Here is a 14615-nt window from a genome sequence, read left to right as displayed (position 1 = left end):
CATGACTGACCTTTCTATCTTGGGCTCCAAAGGCGGGTCCAAGCCGCACACGCCTGTCGAAAGTCCAGACAGCCTGATCAACACCAGTTACGCCAACATTCTCGACGGACTGAGTGAAGGTCCTATTGTTGGGCTGGTGAATGGCGCTCAGTCCATTTATCTCGACAGAACTCCTCTGGCTAATAGCGATGGCAGCCTGAACTTCACCGGCGTCACCTGGGAGCAGCGTACCGGCGAGCATGATCAGGATCACATCGCGGGCTTCCCTGCAGTCGAGTCCCAAACCAGCGTGGGCGTTGAGCTCAAGGCAACTCAGCCATGGGTGCAATCGTTCAGCAATCTGGAACTGTCGGCGGTGCGAATTCAGCTGGCCGTCGGCGCTCTGGTCAAGACTGAAAGCGACGGAGACCGTGTAGGGTATAGGGTCAATTACGAGATCGACCTCTCCACCGATGACAGCGACTATGTGGTGGTGAACAAAGGCGCCTTCGACGGCAAGACCACCACCGGTTACCAACGCTCGATCCGCGTAGACCTGCCGGCGGCAGAGACAGGCTGGAGAATTCGGGTACGCCGCACCACTCCGGATTCTGAAACCTCCAACATCCAGGCGCAGACGTCGGTGGGCACCTATACGGAGATCATCGACGCCAAGCTGCAGTATCCATACACCGCTCTGTGCGGGCTGAAGATCGACGCCAGCCAGTTTTCCTCGGTACCGGAGCGGGCCTATAGGATCCGTGGCCGTATTGTTCAGGTACCGACCAACTACGACCCGGCCACCCGGACTTATACCGGCACCTGGGACGGCACGTTCAAGCCAGCATGGACCGACTGCCCGCCATGGATCTGGCGCGACATTGTCCTGAATGATCGATACGGCCTGGGCCGCTTCATCGATCAGAGCCAAGTCGACAAGTGGGGCTTGTACCAGATCGCCCAGTACTGTGATGCGTTCGTATCGGACGGGAAGGGCGGACAAGAGCCACGCTTCACCTGCAACGTCTACCTGCAGTCCCGCGCCGAAGCGCTGACCGTGCTGCAGGACCTGGCCAGCGTGTTCCGCGGCATGAGCTACTACGCTGCGAACGAGGTCGCATGCTCGGCGGACATGCCGACCGACCCGGTCTACACCTACACCAATGCCAACGTCATCGACGGCAAGTTCAGTAGGGCAGGCTCCAGTGGCTCTACCCGCTTCAGCGTCGCCAAAGTGGCCTGGACTGACCGGGAGAACTTCGGCAACCAGCGCGTCGAGTACGTGCAGGATCGAACGGCTCTGGTGCGCTATGGCGTTCGCGAGACCGAGGTGACCGCATTCGGGTGCGTGTCTCAGGGCCAGGCGCAGCGGGCCGGCAAGTACATTCTGCTCACCAACCGGCTGGAAACCGGAACCATCAGCTTCAGCGTTGGACTGGACGGGACGATTTGCAGGCCTGGCGACATTATTCGAGTGGCGGATGAGAACTTCGCCGGCGCGCCGCTCAGTGGTCGGGTGAAAGCGGCGACCGCTACCACCATCACTATGGATAACGATGTTGAAGGTGCTGCCGGCGACACACTGGTAGTTATCCTGCCAAAGGGTGTTGCTGAGACCCGTGTCATCCGCTCGATTGCGGGCCGCGTCGTAACAGTGACCCAGGCCTTCACGGCGGTTCCAGTGAAGGAATCGATCTATACATTAGAGACCTCGCAGTTGGTCGCCGAGACGTACCGCATCCTCTCCGTGACAGAGAACTTTGGGGACGACAAGCTTCAGTACGACGTCGGCGCGGTACAGCACAATTCGAGCAAGTTCGCGGCGATCGACAACGGTGCACAGATCGTCACTCCACCAACCAGCGTACTGCCTGGGGCCATTCAGGCTCCGCCGACAAATGTCGAACTGAGCACCTTCGACACGGTTAGCCAAGGGCTTAACGTCGCCACTATGCGGATTACCTGGGATGCCCCGCGCGGCGCTCAACGCTATAACGTCTGGTGGAAACGCGACTCAGGTGACTGGGTCTATGCAGGCGTCGTTTACACCGCTGCAATTGAGGTGAAGGGGATCTACACGGGGGTGTACACCGCTCGTGTCTCTGCGGTAGGGGTAGCAGATAGCAGCTCGCTTTGGGCGTACTCGGAGCCGACCCAACTGTATGGGAAGACCGGTGAGCCGCCAGCCCTGGCATACCTAAGTACTACCTCGGAGATATTCGGTATCCGGCTCAATTGGGGATTTCCTCAAGGGGCGGAAGACACCGCCTATACCGAGTTCCAGGTGGCTTCCGAGCCAACCGGGCAGAACCCCATTGCTCTGGCGCAGTTTTCATACCCTACGGCAACCTACCTACACAGCGGTATGGCTGCGGCAGTGGTGCGGTACTTTCGCGGTCGTTTGGTCGACCGGTCCGGCAACATCGGTCCATGGTCGGACTGGATCTACGGCCAGTCCAGCGCAGACGCCAACGAAATCCTCGACTACATCACCGGCAAGATCACCGAGACCCACCTCGGCCAGAGCCTGCTCAGTGAGATCGAGAAGATTCCGGGCCTTCAGGAACAGATCGACGCCCTGGACGGGCTAAAGGGCTACATCAAGGAAGATCCGTACGAACAGGGCCAAATGGTTGTCGTAGATGGCCGCATCTACCAGGCCAAGCAAGATGTGCCAGCGGACCCGACCGGTGCCAGTGCTCCGCCGAATGCCACCTACTGGGTGGACGTGGGCCAGTCCTTGACCACGGCCAACGGCCTGGCGCAACAGGTGGCCACCAATACGGCAGACATCACGGATCTCGACGGGAAGGTGACAGCGCAGGTCACGGCCTTCGAGGCTCTGCGCGCGGCGTACCGGGATGACGACGGTGAGGGCGAACTGGCCGATGCTCTGAAAGGCTGGGACAGCACCGCGGCGATCGCTACTGCGCAGAAGGTGCAGGCATCCGACAACATGGCCATGGCTGAGAGGGTGACCACCCTCGACGCCAGGGTGGCAGGGAACGAGACGAGCATTACCGATCTCGATCGAGTGGTGACAACCAATGAAAGTGCGAATGCCACCAAGATATCGCAGCTCAGCAGTCGGGTGGGCAGCACCGAAGCCCTGATACAGGACACGTCCGAGGCCCTGGTAGACCTCAACGGAGACGTATCGGCCACCCGCAACATCAAGGTCGGCGTCGACGTGAACGGGCGGTACTACGGCGCCGGAATGGGCATTGGGGTCGAGAACACCCCGGACGGCATGCAATCCATGGTGGTATTCCTTGCCAACCTGTTCGCGGTCATGCACCAGCCGGGCGGAACACCGAAGTCGGTATTCGCCATCCAGAACGGCCAGGTATTCATGAACAGCGCGATCATCAACCAGGCCGACATCATCAACTTGATCATAACCGGCGAGTTGAAAAGTTCGAACTATGTCGCAGGCTCACAGGGGATTCGCATTAACTTCGTGACCAATGAGTTCGAGATCAACGGAGTGCGAGCCGGGCAAGGCCGTATGAACGTTACGAACCAGCTTCTGACCGTCTACGACCAAACCCGTATGCGTGTCAGGCTTGGGATATGGGGGTGATATGCCAGAAGGCCTACAAACATGGAATGCGGATGGTGTGCTGATGCTGGACCTTACGTCTCGCATCGGCCGTATCCATGAGACCTGGTCGAGCGGTACGGCCAATGGAAGTAGAACTGTTGCTGGGCTAGCGGATGGTGGTGAGCCGTTTGTGTTCGTCGAAGACAACTCGGCGGATCTTACGCTGGCCACCCTCTATGCCTATCCCAACGTCAGTATCAGCGGCAGGACGGTGACTTGGTCATTTGTCGATTTCACCAACCCGATGGGCGGCGCTAGCGTTCCGCGACGTGCTGTCAACATCTCAGCGGGAACGTTCTGATGCCAGCAGGCATGACGGTTTGGTTTGATGATGGCGTGTTCCAGATTGATTCGGAGACAAGAGTGGCGACCCTGGCCTATCAAGCCACGTTCAGCGGCCCGTTTGTAAGCAACACCGGGCCTTTCGTCAGCGCCAATTACTACTTCGATATTACGATCCCGACCTCGGTCAAATCTTTGTTCTTCTACTCCGATACCTCAATGTTCATCGGGCTGTGGACACGGGTAGGCACGACATGGCGGTTCAAGTGCTCAGCAGAGGGAACGATCAAAATCTATGGATTTGCTGATCAAACCATCGCCCCTTCGACTTCTGGCCTTCAGCTGTTCGATTCCGCTGGGATCCTCACCTTCGACTCCGACTGCAAGTTTTTAAGGGTGTCCGACATTGTGCGGGGCGCGCCGTCAGGCACCACGAGAGCATGGCCCAGCGCGACTAGAAATTATGCAGCTGGAATTGGCAGCTACCCGAAACGGGGAGTTGGGGCCGCGCTGGCTGGCGTGCCGTATTGGGTTCAAATGTCGTACGGCGTGAGCATTGGCCCGTCCAGCGCTGGGGTTGGCGAGTTGCCGATCTCGTCAAGGCCAACCGGCGGTGCGGGAGTGGCGCCACCGGCATCCTCTCCAGCAATGCAGCCCCCGACTTTGATGATCGTAGACGTTACCGGGTTCTAAACAGAAGGCCTGATGGCCAAGCAAGATATCAACCTGGGCTCGGTATACGAACTATTTCCGCTGCGCGCTTGATGCGCCAACTCTAATTCAAGGAAACACTATGCCCTGGTACAGAACAGGCACCGTGGCGATCACGGCTGGCCAAACGACGGTGAACGGCACCGGCACCGCATTCGCGCTGAACGCCCGGGTGGGCGATGCGTTTCAAGGCCCCGATGGCCGCTGGTACGAGGTGACCAACATTGCGAGCGCTACGGTGCTGAGCATTCTGCCAGCCTACCAAGGTTCGACGGTGAGCGGAGGCGCTTACGGACTGGCGCCCATGCAGGGTTACGTGAAGGAATCTGCCGACCGCCTTCGGCAGTTGGTGGATCAGCTCGGGGCGACCTTCGCCCTGTTCGGCGGCGCTACCAACATTGAGACGTTGCGGCAGAACATCCTGGCGGCCACCCGTGGCGCAAACAGTGACATCACCTCACTGTCAGGCTTGACTACAGCGCTGAGCGTTGCCCAGGGCGGGACTGGCGGAAAGACCCAGGCAGCCGCCCGCACTGGATTGGGGCTAGGCGCTGCGGCCGTTGCGGCAATCCTCGGCACGGTCAGCCAGAGCGGCGGAGTTCCAACAGGAGCCATCGTCGAGCGCGGCAGTAATGCCAATGGTGAGTACGTCAAGTTCGCCGATGGAACTGCAATAGCCATGCGGGACGGAACGACCTCGTCGTTTTCTGCCACCGGTTCGCTGTATGCCTCGGACGCTGTGTCGAGAGACCTGCCGATGACATTCGCGTCTGTGCCGAGAGTTTATTGCGCAGACGCTTCTACCGTATCGCTGTGGGGGACGGGTATTGCCACCACATCGACTGTATCGGCCAGACTTTACAGCCCAACTTTGCCTTCTCTGGTTGCCAGGGTCCTGCAGATTGTCGCAATAGGAAGGTGGTTCTGATGATCATCAAGCTTTCTCCAATTTCCCCACTGTCGCGAGATGTCACGCTGCAAGTATCCAAGAGTGGCGATGCCCTTACGATCAACAATGCGGTATTCGACTTCTCCAAGCTTGGCGCCGGCTCTACGCTTCCCGCGGAGGCGATCGGCTGCGATGCGATCCAAGCCCCGGTGTATCGGGATGGCGAAGAGCTGGTGGTGCAACTCGTTCTGCCATGCTGGCCGGACTCGCCCGACTCGGCCCTGTTCCCGGTGGATATTTTCCATCCCGTTGATGGGCCTATCCAATTTCCAGGCCTGGAGATGCTCGATCAACAGACTCCAGCGATCGGCATCATAGACTGGTCGCAGGAGGTAACTGCGGAAGCGAAGGCCAAGGCTGCTGCCGAGCAGGAACTGACCGAAGCAGTTGCGGAAGTTGCAAGGCGTCGAGCAATTGCAGACGCTGCTATAGCACCGCTCCAAGACGCTGTGGATCTAGGCGATTCCACCGAAAGCGAAGCGGCACTGCTCACCGAATGGAGACGTTACCGCGTCGCGCTCAACCGCCTCGCTGATCAGGAAGGCTACCCCGCCAGTATCGACTGGCCCGCGCCGCCGGCCTGACCCATACCGAACCCACCGACCGCCAACTGGCGGTATTTTTTTGCCTGGAGAAAACCCATGACCCAATCGCAGCCCCGCGGGGTGCGCAACCGCAACCCTGGCAACATCGATTTCAACCCGCGCAACGACTGGCAGGGCCAGATCGGCAAGGAACCTGGTGGCCGCTTCGCCATCTTCGACACGCCCGAGAACGGCATCCGCGCCCTGGGCAAACTGCTTATCAACTACCGGGGCAAGGACGGCATGCCCGGCGTGGGCGGGAAGGGCATCGACACCGTGCTCGAGACCATCAACCGCTGGGCGCCGAGCAACGAGAACGACACCCAGGCCTATGCCTCGGCGGTAGCCAAGCGGATCGGCGTGGCCACCACTGACCCAATCAACATCAAGGACCCGGCCACGCTGCGCGGGATGGTGGTGAGCATCATCATCCACGAGAACGGCGGCAACCCGTACCCGGCGGCGATCATCGACGAGGGTGTGCGGAGGGCGCTGGCATGAACGGCTGGCTGGCGCGTACTGCCGGGGCCGGTCTTCTGATCCTCCTGGGCATGGTGGTTGGCTCTTGGGCAACCACCAGCCATTTCCGTCCGGCGCTCGATGCCGCACAGGACGAGGCGACCACCTGCAAGGCGGCCCGCGACAACCTCGCCGGCCTGGCGCAGGAGCAAGGGAAAGCCCTGGGCGATCTGACCCTGGCCGCGAACGAGCGACAGGCCAGGGCCGAGGTAGCTGTGCAAGAAGCTGGGGAGCAAGCCCAGGCAGACTACGCCGCGGCGAATCGCCTGCAGCAGGAGCGCACCGGTGGTGACCAGTGCACGGCTGCCACATCGATCATCGACAAGGAGCTGGGGCTATGAGGCTGCGGGTGCTACAGGTGGCGATCGTCGGCGTGCTTGTGTCTGGCTGCGCATGGCAACCTGCGTCAGAGCGGCAATATGTTCGAGTCGAGGTACCAGTCCAGGTGCCGTGTCGCGCGCCGGAGGTGACGGTGCCGCCTTGGGCAGCTGCCGGCCTGCGCAAGACTGATAGCCTGGAGGTTAAGGTGAGAGCGCTGTTGGCTGAGCGCCGCCAGAGGATCGGCTACGAGCGCGAACTGGTTGCCGCCAACGCTTCTTGCCGATGAGCGTTTCGGCTGCGTGACTGCCGTTTAGTCGGTCCCAGGGGAGTGTCAGCGAAGCGGCCTATAATGCTCTGACTCAGTAATCGGAGCAGATCGTGAAGCGGACAATTGAAGGCATGGCGAAAGTTGGCGAACCGATGCTGCGAGAAGCCCTTGAGGCAATACGGGCGTACCGAGACGCCGAAGATAGTGGCGCCCCGCAGGATGAGGTGGCGCGCCTGAAGCTGCTGGCAGACTCGCTTTATCAAGCGGTAGTGGATTTCCAGTTGCTGGAAACAGGATACCTTCCCGATTCGATTCACTAAGCCAGGAGGCAATGTGAGTAATCCTCATGAGGTGCTACTGCCCGATCATCTGGTCTACGCCCAGGCGGTCGAGGCGATGCGTAAGTATCACGAAGCGAAGGACAACGGAGCCTCGGACGCTGAGGTAGAGCGCTTGAGGCTGATTGCGGAAGCCCAATTCCAGGCCGTCACCGAGTACCAGATGCGCGCATTCGGCAAGGATGGCGACAAGCCCCACTGAGGATCCGCTGGCCGGCTGTTGCCGAAGGCTCAATATCCTGGCTACGATACTGTATCTATATACAGTATCGGTGCAGCCATGTACGTCTACCTTGTCCGGCGCCGCGCGAACGGCGTGGCCATCCCTCCAGAGCAGCTGCGCAAGCTTCAGCCCCTGAAGGCCGACCTCCATATGGGCGCGAACCACAGCCGGCCACTGGGTCGGATCTCGACGCAGGCCTGGGTGTTCAATCCGACGCCCGGGCCTGACGTGATCCCGCGCCTGCACGACGCCAGGGTCACGTCCATGGCCCAGGGCGGCCTGAGCCTCACTGGCGTGGAAGAGATCGACGGCGTGCTGTATGCGCAGTCGTGGTGGTGCAGGTCGCGATGATGGGTAGCTCTCTGCCGCAGGCCTGGCTGGCCGAGCTGAACGACCAGAGCGCCCTGATTACCGATCCGGATGGCCGAGCGATGGTTCTTTGCGAGATGGCATTTGCCGCTCAGCGCCGGGAGGATGTGGATGCGGGCGGTCTTTCCGACATGCTGGAGTTCGTCGAGTCGGCCCGACTGTGGGCACTGCTCGAGCATGAGTTTGATATGGGGCCTGGGTTGCTCGGCCCGAAAGATCAGATGAGTGGTAAGTGAACGGTCCAGAACGGATCGTGATCGGCGGGACGCCGGGGAGGGTAGAAACGGTCCATGAGTCGCCTAGGAAACACTGGCCGAGGTGGTCGAAATCTCGTACCAATTTTTGTACCAATGAATGCGTTTTTGAGGGGAAAGCAGAGTGGCGGGGAGGGATGAAGAGCCCGTAAACACGGGCTTTCTCCACTTTCAGAAACTCGCAAAAACGCAAAAATCATCTCTGGAGTATGGCTCAAGCGCTGTCGATTGCTCGTTGTGCGCCGTCCGCCTTATGAAAAAACCTTCATGCTGGAACGGTTTTGCGGGCGCCGCTCGTCGGGCGAGTATTAAAGCAGAGCCCGCCGGAGGGCGGGCTCTGTTGGCCTGTGCAGCGGCTCACCAACGTGGTGGGCCATAGTACACCGGTGGCGGACCGTAGTAGCGATACGCGGGCGGTGGCGGCGGTGCATAGACGGGCTGGTAGTACACCGGCGGCGGTGGCGCCTGCACGTAGACAGGTGCCGGTGGGTAGTAAACCGGCTGCGGCTGGACGTAGACAGTACGGTCTCGGCCTCCATAGACTGCCGCACCCACCACTGCGCCTACCACCGCCGCACCGAGTACCGGCCCGGCGCCATGCCAGCCACCGCCGCCGCCATGGGCAGACGCTTGCCCGCTGATGGCCAGGGCGCCGACCAGCAGGGCGATTCCGGGAATGAGACGGTTCATGGAAAATCCTCGCAAAGACCCCCGTACCTGGGGCTCTATTACTATGACTGCGTGGACTGTCAATGGAGCACAGGGGAAGCGTAAAGGTTGTGTAAGGGACGACCGACGGCGACCTCTGTTACGCTGCAAAAACGTTTCAGTCGCGAGAGAGGAGCAGGTCATGGCGACGATCCCAAGCAGAGATACCGTGCTGTGCATTTCCCTGGCGGGACGCCCCGGCACATTTGGCGTGCGCTTTCACAATCATCTCTATCAGCAGTTGGGCCTGGACTATTACTACAAGGCCATGACCACCCAGGACCTGCCTGGGGCAGTAGCCGGTATCCGGGCCTTGGGTATTCGTGGGTGTGGGGTTTCGATGCCCTACAAGGAAGCCTGCATGGCGCTGGTGGACGAGATCGATCCGTCGGCGGCGGCCATCGACTCGGTCAACACCTTGGTCAACTGCGATGGCTGGTTGAAGGCCTACAACACCGACTACCTGGCAGTGCGCCAATTGCTCGAACAACACCAGATAGACCCCAGTACCGCGTTTGCCCTGCGTGGCAGCGGTGGCATGGCCAAGGCCGTGGCCAGCGCGTTCCGCGATGCGGGCTTCGGCGAGGGGGTGATCGTTGCACGCAACGAGCAGGCTGGGCGCCAGCTGGCGGACATGTGCGGATATCGCTGGGTCGCCGAACTCGGCGATCTGTGCCCGCCGATGCTGGTCAATGTCACGCCGATCGGCATGGCTGGGGGGCCCGAAGCCGACCAGCTGGCATTTCCCCAAACCGCCATTGACGCCGCCGAGCGGGTATTCGACGTGGTAGCCATGCCGGCGCGCACACCGCTGATTCAGCGTGCCGAAGCTCAAGGTAAGCCGGTGATTACCGGCTTGGACGTCATTGCCTTGCAGGCGTTGGAGCAGTTCGTGCTGTACACCGGCGTTCGACCGACGCGAGCGCAGGTGGCTGCTGCCGTCGCCTATGCGCGGGCAAGCTAGATTTCTGGCGCGACCTTGAGCACCTTCCGGCGCCCAAGGTCGCGATCGCTGGGTCAGAAGGCTTTGTGACCGCCGTCCAGTCGCTCATCGACCAGTGCCCGCCCGTAGGCCAGAGACACATGCTGGGCGTTTTCCAGGTCGGAGAAGAACTTCATCGGCATCGAGATGCGCCGGCTGGTATGCCTGTCAGGATCGGTGATCAGGCAGCCTGCGGCATAGGGCAGGGGAGAGTCGGGATGGGGCATCACGCTGGCGGTGATGGTGTGGTCGCGGTATTCACAGTGAAGAGATTGCATCGTCCTTACCTCGCTGTGGTTTGGAAGCCGTTACTTCCATATACCACAGCGAGAGGCCAGGAGTTCCCGGTCCGACGAATGCGAACGACTTGCGGTCAGCCTTTGAGTTCGCCAGGCTGGATCACTTCGACCCAGTAGCCGTCCGGGTCCTTGATGAAGGCCAGGTGGTTCATGCGCCCGTCTTGCAGGCGTTTCTGGAATGGCACACCCAGGGTTTCGAAGCGTGCACAGGCAGCTCGCACGTCTGGTACCGAGATGCAGATGTGTCCGAAGCCGCGCGGGTCGGTGTTGCCATCGTGATAGGCGAAATCGGCGTCGTTCTCGGTGCCGTGGTTGTGGGTCAACTCCAGCACGCCGGGGATCGACTTCATCCACTGATGACGTTCGGCATCGTCGGCCGGAATCTGTCCCGGGTCGACCAGGGCAAGGAAGTAAAGGCTGAACGCCGCTTCCGGGAAGTCACGTTTGTCCACCACGCGAAAGCCGAGCACGCGGGTGTAGAAGTCCAGTGATTTCTCGATGTCCTTGACTCGCAACATGGTGTGGTTGAAGACGAATTGCGCGGTGGCGGTATCCGGTTGCGCGGTGACGCCAGGCAGGGATTGCAGATCGTGCAGGCTCATTGGGGGGCTCCATCAACGGGGGCCAGGGTACCGGGCCCTGGCAAAACAGACAGGCCGACCATGATACGGCAGTGAACCGATTGCGCAAATGAAAGCGCCCTGCACGGGGCAGGGCGCTGGAATAGAGGCCCGCATGTGCGGGCGCGTGATGGGGTCGCTAGTCCTTTAGCTGTCTCGATACTGCCCAGTTCGTTGTGAAAAAAGTGTGAAGCACGCGTTGACGTTTCATCAGCGTACCCAACTTTCCACCGTACTGGCCCCGTACTGTTCCTTCCAGGCCTTGAGGCCACGGTGATTGCCGCCTTTGGTCTCGATCAACTCGCCGGTGTGAGGGTTTTCATACACCTTCACCACCCGTGGGCGTCGTTGTTGCTTGGCCGGTGCCGCAGATACTTTGGAGCCCGCCTTGGGGTCGAGAATGGCGACTATATCGCGCAGGCTCTTGTCATAGCTTTTCATCAGGCCGACTAGTTTCTGCTCGAATTCGATTTCGCGTTTGAGGCCGGCATCCTTTTTTAGCGCCTCCAGTTGCGCCATCTGTTCCTGGAGCGCTTTTTCGGCAGCACGAAACTCTGCAAGTCTGGACACTGTAATCACTCCTGTCTTTCGTCGGTGGCATGGCGTGACGAACATTGAAGAGACTAACCGCTGGCCACGCAGGTGGGTAAGGCTGTTCGCTAAGAATGAGTGTAGACGTTGAGTTACAGAGGGTAAACCGCAACTTTTTATAATGCTATCTGGAACTTTCCAAGTTTTCTGTACGCTGGGCTCAAGGTGTTCAAAGACACCGGGCGGCCTCGCTATACCAATGTCCAATGGTCTGAGATAGAGCCATCGCGAGAAAATTTCAGATGCCCGGCGAGAATGTTCGCCATTCTCGTTTCGACGCCACGGTCGCTCGCCAGCCTGGTGTTTTCTGTACTTTGATCTGGATGTTCCTCGCATGTTTGCCCCGTTTTTGCTCGTTCCTGGCCGCCGTGTTGCAGGCGTGTTGCTGTTGTGTACTGGCGCCCAGGCCCAGGCCGGCGGTTTTATTGAAGACAGCAGCGCCAAGCTCGAAGCGCGCACGATTTATTTCAATCGTGACTTTCGCGATGGTCATAGCAGTTCCGGTCAAGGGGCATCCAAGCGCGAAGAGGCCGCGCAGGGTTTCATTCTCAACGTACAGTCCGGTTATACCGACGGCCCCGTTCGATTTGGCGTGGACGCGCTGGGTATGATCGGTTTCAAGCTCGACTCCAGCCCGGGTGACAGTAACAGCGGCTTGCTGCCGTCGTTAGGGCACGATCCGCGTGGCTCGGCCGACCGCTATGCGAAGTTGGGGCTGGCGGCCAAGCTCAAGGTCTCCGACACTGTACTGAAGGTCGGCTCGATGATGCCGGACGTGGCACTGTTGAAATACAACGACGGACGTTTGCTGCCGACGTTGTTCCATGGCGCCTGGCTGACCTCCGAGCAGGTGCACGACCTGAGGTTCACCCTGGCCCGGCTGAACGCCTACACCGCGCGCGACTCCACTGACCGCCAGGACATCCGCGTGCACTGCAAGAACAAACGCTACGCCTGCGCAATCGAGGCGGATCACTTCGATCTTGCCGGAATCGACTACCGCTTCAATGACCGGATCAGCGCCCAGTACCAGGTCGCCAGGCTCGAAGATATCTATCGTCAGCACTTTCTCGGCCTGGTTGCCGCGCAACCGCTGGCTGTTGGCCAGCTCTCGGCCGACCTGCGCCTGATCAAGAGCGATGATATCGGCAACGCCCGCGCCGGCCAGATCGAGCACCGCGCCTTCAGCGGCATGCTTGCCTACGGCCTGGGCGGTCACAAGCTCAGTGCCGGCTGGCAGCGCATGTACGGCCAGAGCGCCATGCCCTATCTCGATGGCAGCAACCCGTATCTGGTCAACTACGCCCAGGTCAACGACTTCGCCGCGGCTCAGGAGCGATCCTGGCAATTGCGCTACGACTACGATTTCAAGGCGCTCGGCGTACCCGGCCTGACGTTCTTCACGCGCTACATCAACGGAGACCATATCAAGGTGCCGGGCAGCGTCGAGCAAGGGAAGGAGTGGGAGCGCGATACCGAGCTCAGGTACCAGGTGCAAAGTGGCGCGTTCAAGAATGTCAGCGTGCGTCTGCGTAATTCGACCTACCGCAGCAACTATGAGCAGTGGGCGCGCGACATGGATGAAACCCGGGTCATCGTCAGCTACAACGTCTCGCTGTTCTGAGGCACTTTGCCAATTCGATGCCCGCAGCGGACAATGGCTGCAAGGCGTAGCAGGGCGAATTCTTGACATGAAAGATCTGTTGCTGATTGGCATCGGCCCTGGCGATCCGCGTCAGGTGACGTTCGAAGCGGTGGATGCGATGCGGCGTGCCACGGTGTTTTTCGTCCTCGACAAGGGCGAAGGCAAGGCTGCGCTTTCGACGCTGCGCACCCAGATTCTCGCGCGCTATCGTCCCGAAGGCGGCTACCGCCTGGTTCACCTGGCCGACCCTACCCGTGAGGTTGGGCGCGTCGATTACGTGGCGGCGGTGCGGCAGTGGCACCATCGACGTGCGGCATTGTACGCTCGGCTGTTTCTCGATGAGCTCACGCCGGGGGACATCGGCGCCTTTCTGCTGTGGGGCGAGCCGGGGTTGTACGACAGCACCTTGCGCATACTCGACCTGGTGCGCGAGCGTGGGATCAGTCTGCGTGTGGAAGTCATACCCGGAATCAGCAGTGTCCAGGCGCTGGCTGCCCGGCACCAGATTCCGCTCAACCGCATCGGCGAGCCGCTGACCCTGTTGCCGGGGCGGCGGCTCGCCGAGCTGGGGGCGATCGACAATGCGGTGGTGATGCTCGATGGGCAGTGCGCCTTGGCCGCGCTGGACGATCCGCAGCTGATGATCTATTGGGGGGCTTACCTGGGTACCGAGGACGAAGTGCTGATAGCCGGGCCGTTGCTGGCAGTGAAGGCTCAGATACTTGAAGTGCGTGAACGCGAACGTCTACGCAAGGGGTGGATCATGGATACTTATCTGCTACGCCGTCAACTGTGAGGGGGCGACCGGCTCAGGGCTGACCGATGATCGCCGATACCTTGTCTCGCAGTTGGTCAATGCTGAACGGTTTGCCGATCAAGTGCATGCCCTGGGGCACGTTGACGTTTTCCGCGTAGCCGCTGGCAAACAGCACCGGCAACTGAGGGCGCAGTTTGCGGGCCGTGGTTGCGAGTTCCTCGCCACGCATGTCTGGCAGACCGACATCGGTCATCAGCAGTGCCAGTTGCTGGTCGGGGTTTTCCAGGACTTTCAAAGCGGCAGAAGCAGTCTCCGCCTCGATGACGAGGTATCCGAGCTCGGTGAGCACTTCGACCATGAGCATGCGTACGATACCGTCGTCCTCGACAACCAGAAGGTGCATGGTTTGATCCTGTACAGATGATGAATGTCTTTGTTCTGTGCGTCGGGAAGCACCAGAAGTTCCGTAAAGGATACAGACCGATGCAAGTCGATGGAACGATTGCGACATGGGCGATTCAAATACTGGCTAAATGCCCTGCCGAATGTGGCAAAGCTGGTTAGACTCGCCTAATGCCGGTGAGGGCAACGGGCATCACAACAGGCACTTCT

At 60.3% G+C, this 14615-nt stretch carries 20 protein-coding genes; 15 read left to right on the top strand and 5 right to left on the bottom strand.

The window, feature by feature from the left end:
* Window position 1 precedes the first annotated feature (1 nt).
* The 12 genes from KY379_RS17475 (at window position 2) to KY379_RS17420 (ending at window position 8383) form a co-directional block, all read left to right on the top strand.
* Complete coding sequence (locus KY379_RS17475) at window positions 2-3562, top strand: phage tail protein (RefSeq protein WP_261240333.1); 3561 nt, start codon at window positions 2-4, stop codon at window positions 3560-3562.
* 37 nt (window positions 3563-3599) lie between these two features.
* Window positions 3600-3884: a hypothetical protein gene (locus KY379_RS17470; RefSeq protein WP_261261836.1), complete on the top strand. Its 285-nt coding sequence runs from the start codon at window positions 3600-3602 to the stop codon at window positions 3882-3884.
* Window positions 3884-4558: a hypothetical protein gene (locus KY379_RS17465; RefSeq protein ID WP_261240337.1), complete on the top strand. Its 675-nt coding sequence runs from the start codon at window positions 3884-3886 to the stop codon at window positions 4556-4558. The genes KY379_RS17470 and KY379_RS17465 overlap by 1 nt, the downstream gene beginning before the upstream one ends.
* A 100-nt stretch (window positions 4559-4658) precedes the next feature.
* Window positions 4659-5504 carry a phage tail protein gene (locus tag KY379_RS17460; protein WP_261240339.1) on the top strand — a complete coding sequence of 282 codons (846 nt, stop codon included), beginning with the start codon at window positions 4659-4661 and terminating at the stop codon, window positions 5502-5504.
* On the top strand, window positions 5504-6109 hold the full coding sequence (locus KY379_RS27280; RefSeq protein WP_306466500.1) for a tail fiber assembly protein: 606 nt from the start codon (window positions 5504-5506) through the stop codon (window positions 6107-6109). The genes KY379_RS17460 and KY379_RS27280 overlap by 1 nt, the downstream gene beginning before the upstream one ends.
* A gap of 57 nt (window positions 6110-6166) precedes the next feature.
* Window positions 6167-6610: a structural protein P5 gene (locus KY379_RS17450; protein ID WP_261240340.1), complete on the top strand. Its 444-nt coding sequence runs from the start codon at window positions 6167-6169 to the stop codon at window positions 6608-6610.
* Window positions 6607-6969 (top strand): hypothetical protein, encoded by a 363-nt coding sequence (locus tag KY379_RS17445; RefSeq protein WP_261240341.1) that lies wholly within the window; start codon window positions 6607-6609, stop codon window positions 6967-6969. Before KY379_RS17450 ends, KY379_RS17445 begins: the two co-directional genes overlap by 4 nt.
* Window positions 6966-7235, top strand: coding sequence for a hypothetical protein (locus KY379_RS17440; protein ID WP_261240342.1), 270 nt, complete (start codon window positions 6966-6968; stop codon window positions 7233-7235). The genes KY379_RS17445 and KY379_RS17440 overlap by 4 nt, the downstream gene beginning before the upstream one ends.
* 92 nt (window positions 7236-7327) lie before the next feature.
* Complete coding sequence (locus tag KY379_RS17435) at window positions 7328-7537, top strand: hypothetical protein (RefSeq protein ID WP_261240343.1); 210 nt, start codon at window positions 7328-7330, stop codon at window positions 7535-7537.
* A gap of 13 nt (window positions 7538-7550) precedes the next feature.
* On the top strand, window positions 7551-7757 hold the full coding sequence (locus tag KY379_RS17430) for a hypothetical protein (RefSeq protein WP_133326690.1): 207 nt from the start codon (window positions 7551-7553) through the stop codon (window positions 7755-7757).
* A gap of 78 nt (window positions 7758-7835) precedes the next feature.
* Window positions 7836-8129 (top strand): hypothetical protein, encoded by a 294-nt coding sequence (locus tag KY379_RS17425; protein WP_261240344.1) that lies wholly within the window; start codon window positions 7836-7838, stop codon window positions 8127-8129.
* Window positions 8129-8383, top strand: coding sequence for a hypothetical protein (locus KY379_RS17420; protein WP_261240345.1), 255 nt, complete (start codon window positions 8129-8131; stop codon window positions 8381-8383). Before KY379_RS17425 ends, KY379_RS17420 begins: the two co-directional genes overlap by 1 nt.
* 375 nt (window positions 8384-8758) lie before the next feature.
* Here KY379_RS17420 and KY379_RS17415 read toward each other — a convergent pair whose 3' ends face one another.
* Window positions 8759-9091, bottom strand: coding sequence for a hypothetical protein (locus KY379_RS17415; protein WP_133326684.1), 333 nt, complete (start codon window positions 9089-9091; stop codon window positions 8759-8761).
* A 160-nt stretch (window positions 9092-9251) separates the two neighbouring features.
* Between KY379_RS17415 and KY379_RS17410 the strand changes: the two genes are divergently transcribed.
* Window positions 9252-10073 carry a shikimate 5-dehydrogenase gene (locus KY379_RS17410; protein ID WP_133326682.1) on the top strand — a complete coding sequence of 274 codons (822 nt, stop codon included), beginning with the start codon at window positions 9252-9254 and terminating at the stop codon, window positions 10071-10073.
* A 53-nt stretch (window positions 10074-10126) separates the two neighbouring features.
* Here KY379_RS17410 and KY379_RS17405 read toward each other — a convergent pair whose 3' ends face one another.
* The 3 genes from KY379_RS17405 to KY379_RS17395 all read right to left on the bottom strand — a co-directional run bounded on the left by KY379_RS17405 (window position 10127) and on the right by KY379_RS17395 (window position 11580).
* A complete protein-coding gene (locus KY379_RS17405) occupies window positions 10127-10369 on the bottom strand; it encodes a hypothetical protein (RefSeq protein ID WP_133326680.1) in 243 nt (80 codons plus the stop codon).
* Between the two features lie 95 nt (window positions 10370-10464).
* Window positions 10465-10992, bottom strand: a complete 528-nt coding sequence (gene gloA / locus KY379_RS17400; protein ID WP_133326678.1) for a lactoylglutathione lyase — start codon at window positions 10990-10992, stop codon at window positions 10465-10467.
* Window positions 10993-11220: 228 nt separating this feature from the next.
* Window positions 11221-11580, bottom strand: a complete 360-nt coding sequence (locus tag KY379_RS17395) for a histone-like nucleoid-structuring protein, MvaT/MvaU family (protein WP_133326676.1) — start codon at window positions 11578-11580, stop codon at window positions 11221-11223.
* Between the two features lie 355 nt (window positions 11581-11935).
* On the opposite strand from KY379_RS17395, the gene KY379_RS17390 reads away from it, so the two are divergent.
* Both KY379_RS17390 and cobF read left to right on the top strand, forming a co-directional pair.
* Complete coding sequence (locus KY379_RS17390; RefSeq protein ID WP_261240347.1) at window positions 11936-13225, top strand: OprD family porin; 1290 nt, start codon at window positions 11936-11938, stop codon at window positions 13223-13225.
* Window positions 13226-13292: 67 nt separating this feature from the next.
* Window positions 13293-14042 (top strand): precorrin-6A synthase (deacetylating), encoded by a 750-nt coding sequence (gene cobF / locus KY379_RS17385; RefSeq protein WP_261240349.1) that lies wholly within the window; start codon window positions 13293-13295, stop codon window positions 14040-14042.
* A 13-nt stretch (window positions 14043-14055) separates the two neighbouring features.
* Here cobF and KY379_RS17380 read toward each other — a convergent pair whose 3' ends face one another.
* A complete protein-coding gene (locus tag KY379_RS17380; RefSeq protein WP_133326670.1) occupies window positions 14056-14406 on the bottom strand; it encodes a response regulator in 351 nt (116 codons plus the stop codon).
* Window positions 14407-14615 lie beyond the last annotated feature (209 nt).

Origin of the sequence: Pseudomonas sp. HD6422 (assembly GCF_025377065.1) — a bacterium.
In the GTDB taxonomy this organism is placed as follows: Bacteria; Pseudomonadota; Gammaproteobacteria; order Pseudomonadales; family Pseudomonadaceae; genus Aquipseudomonas; species Aquipseudomonas putida_U.
The sequence above is the reverse complement of the archived record's forward strand: the minus strand, read 5'-3'. Positions and strand labels throughout refer to the sequence as shown.

Bases quoted from the DNA above. Each gene is read 5' to 3' on its own strand.
- KY379_RS17440 (WP_261240342.1), top strand. From the start codon at position 6,966: ATGAGGCTGCGGGTGCTACAGGTGGCGATCGTCGGCGTGCTTGTGTCT.
- KY379_RS17445 (WP_261240341.1), top strand. From the start codon at position 6,607: ATGAACGGCTGGCTGGCGCGTACTGCCGGGGCCGGTCTTCTGATCCTC.
- KY379_RS17380 (WP_133326670.1), bottom strand. From the start codon at position 14,406: ATGCACCTTCTGGTTGTCGAGGACGACGGTATCGTACGCATGCTCATG.
- cobF (WP_261240349.1), top strand. From the start codon at position 13,293: ATGAAAGATCTGTTGCTGATTGGCATCGGCCCTGGCGATCCGCGTCAG.
- KY379_RS17410 (WP_133326682.1), top strand. From the start codon at position 9,252: ATGGCGACGATCCCAAGCAGAGATACCGTGCTGTGCATTTCCCTGGCG.
- KY379_RS17415 (WP_133326684.1), bottom strand. From the start codon at position 9,091: ATGAACCGTCTCATTCCCGGAATCGCCCTGCTGGTCGGCGCCCTGGCC.
- KY379_RS17405 (WP_133326680.1), bottom strand. From the start codon at position 10,369: ATGCAATCTCTTCACTGTGAATACCGCGACCACACCATCACCGCCAGC.
- KY379_RS17390 (WP_261240347.1), top strand. From the start codon at position 11,936: ATGTTTGCCCCGTTTTTGCTCGTTCCTGGCCGCCGTGTTGCAGGCGTG.
- KY379_RS17460 (WP_261240339.1), top strand. From the start codon at position 4,659: ATGCCCTGGTACAGAACAGGCACCGTGGCGATCACGGCTGGCCAAACG.
- KY379_RS17425 (WP_261240344.1), top strand. From the start codon at position 7,836: ATGTACGTCTACCTTGTCCGGCGCCGCGCGAACGGCGTGGCCATCCCT.
- KY379_RS17420 (WP_261240345.1), top strand. From the start codon at position 8,129: ATGGGTAGCTCTCTGCCGCAGGCCTGGCTGGCCGAGCTGAACGACCAG.
- KY379_RS17475 (WP_261240333.1), top strand. From the start codon at position 2: ATGACTGACCTTTCTATCTTGGGCTCCAAAGGCGGGTCCAAGCCGCAC.
- KY379_RS17465 (WP_261240337.1), top strand. From the start codon at position 3,884: ATGCCAGCAGGCATGACGGTTTGGTTTGATGATGGCGTGTTCCAGATT.
- gloA (WP_133326678.1), bottom strand. From the start codon at position 10,992: ATGAGCCTGCACGATCTGCAATCCCTGCCTGGCGTCACCGCGCAACCG.
- KY379_RS27280 (WP_306466500.1), top strand. From the start codon at position 5,504: ATGATCATCAAGCTTTCTCCAATTTCCCCACTGTCGCGAGATGTCACG.
- KY379_RS17450 (WP_261240340.1), top strand. From the start codon at position 6,167: ATGACCCAATCGCAGCCCCGCGGGGTGCGCAACCGCAACCCTGGCAAC.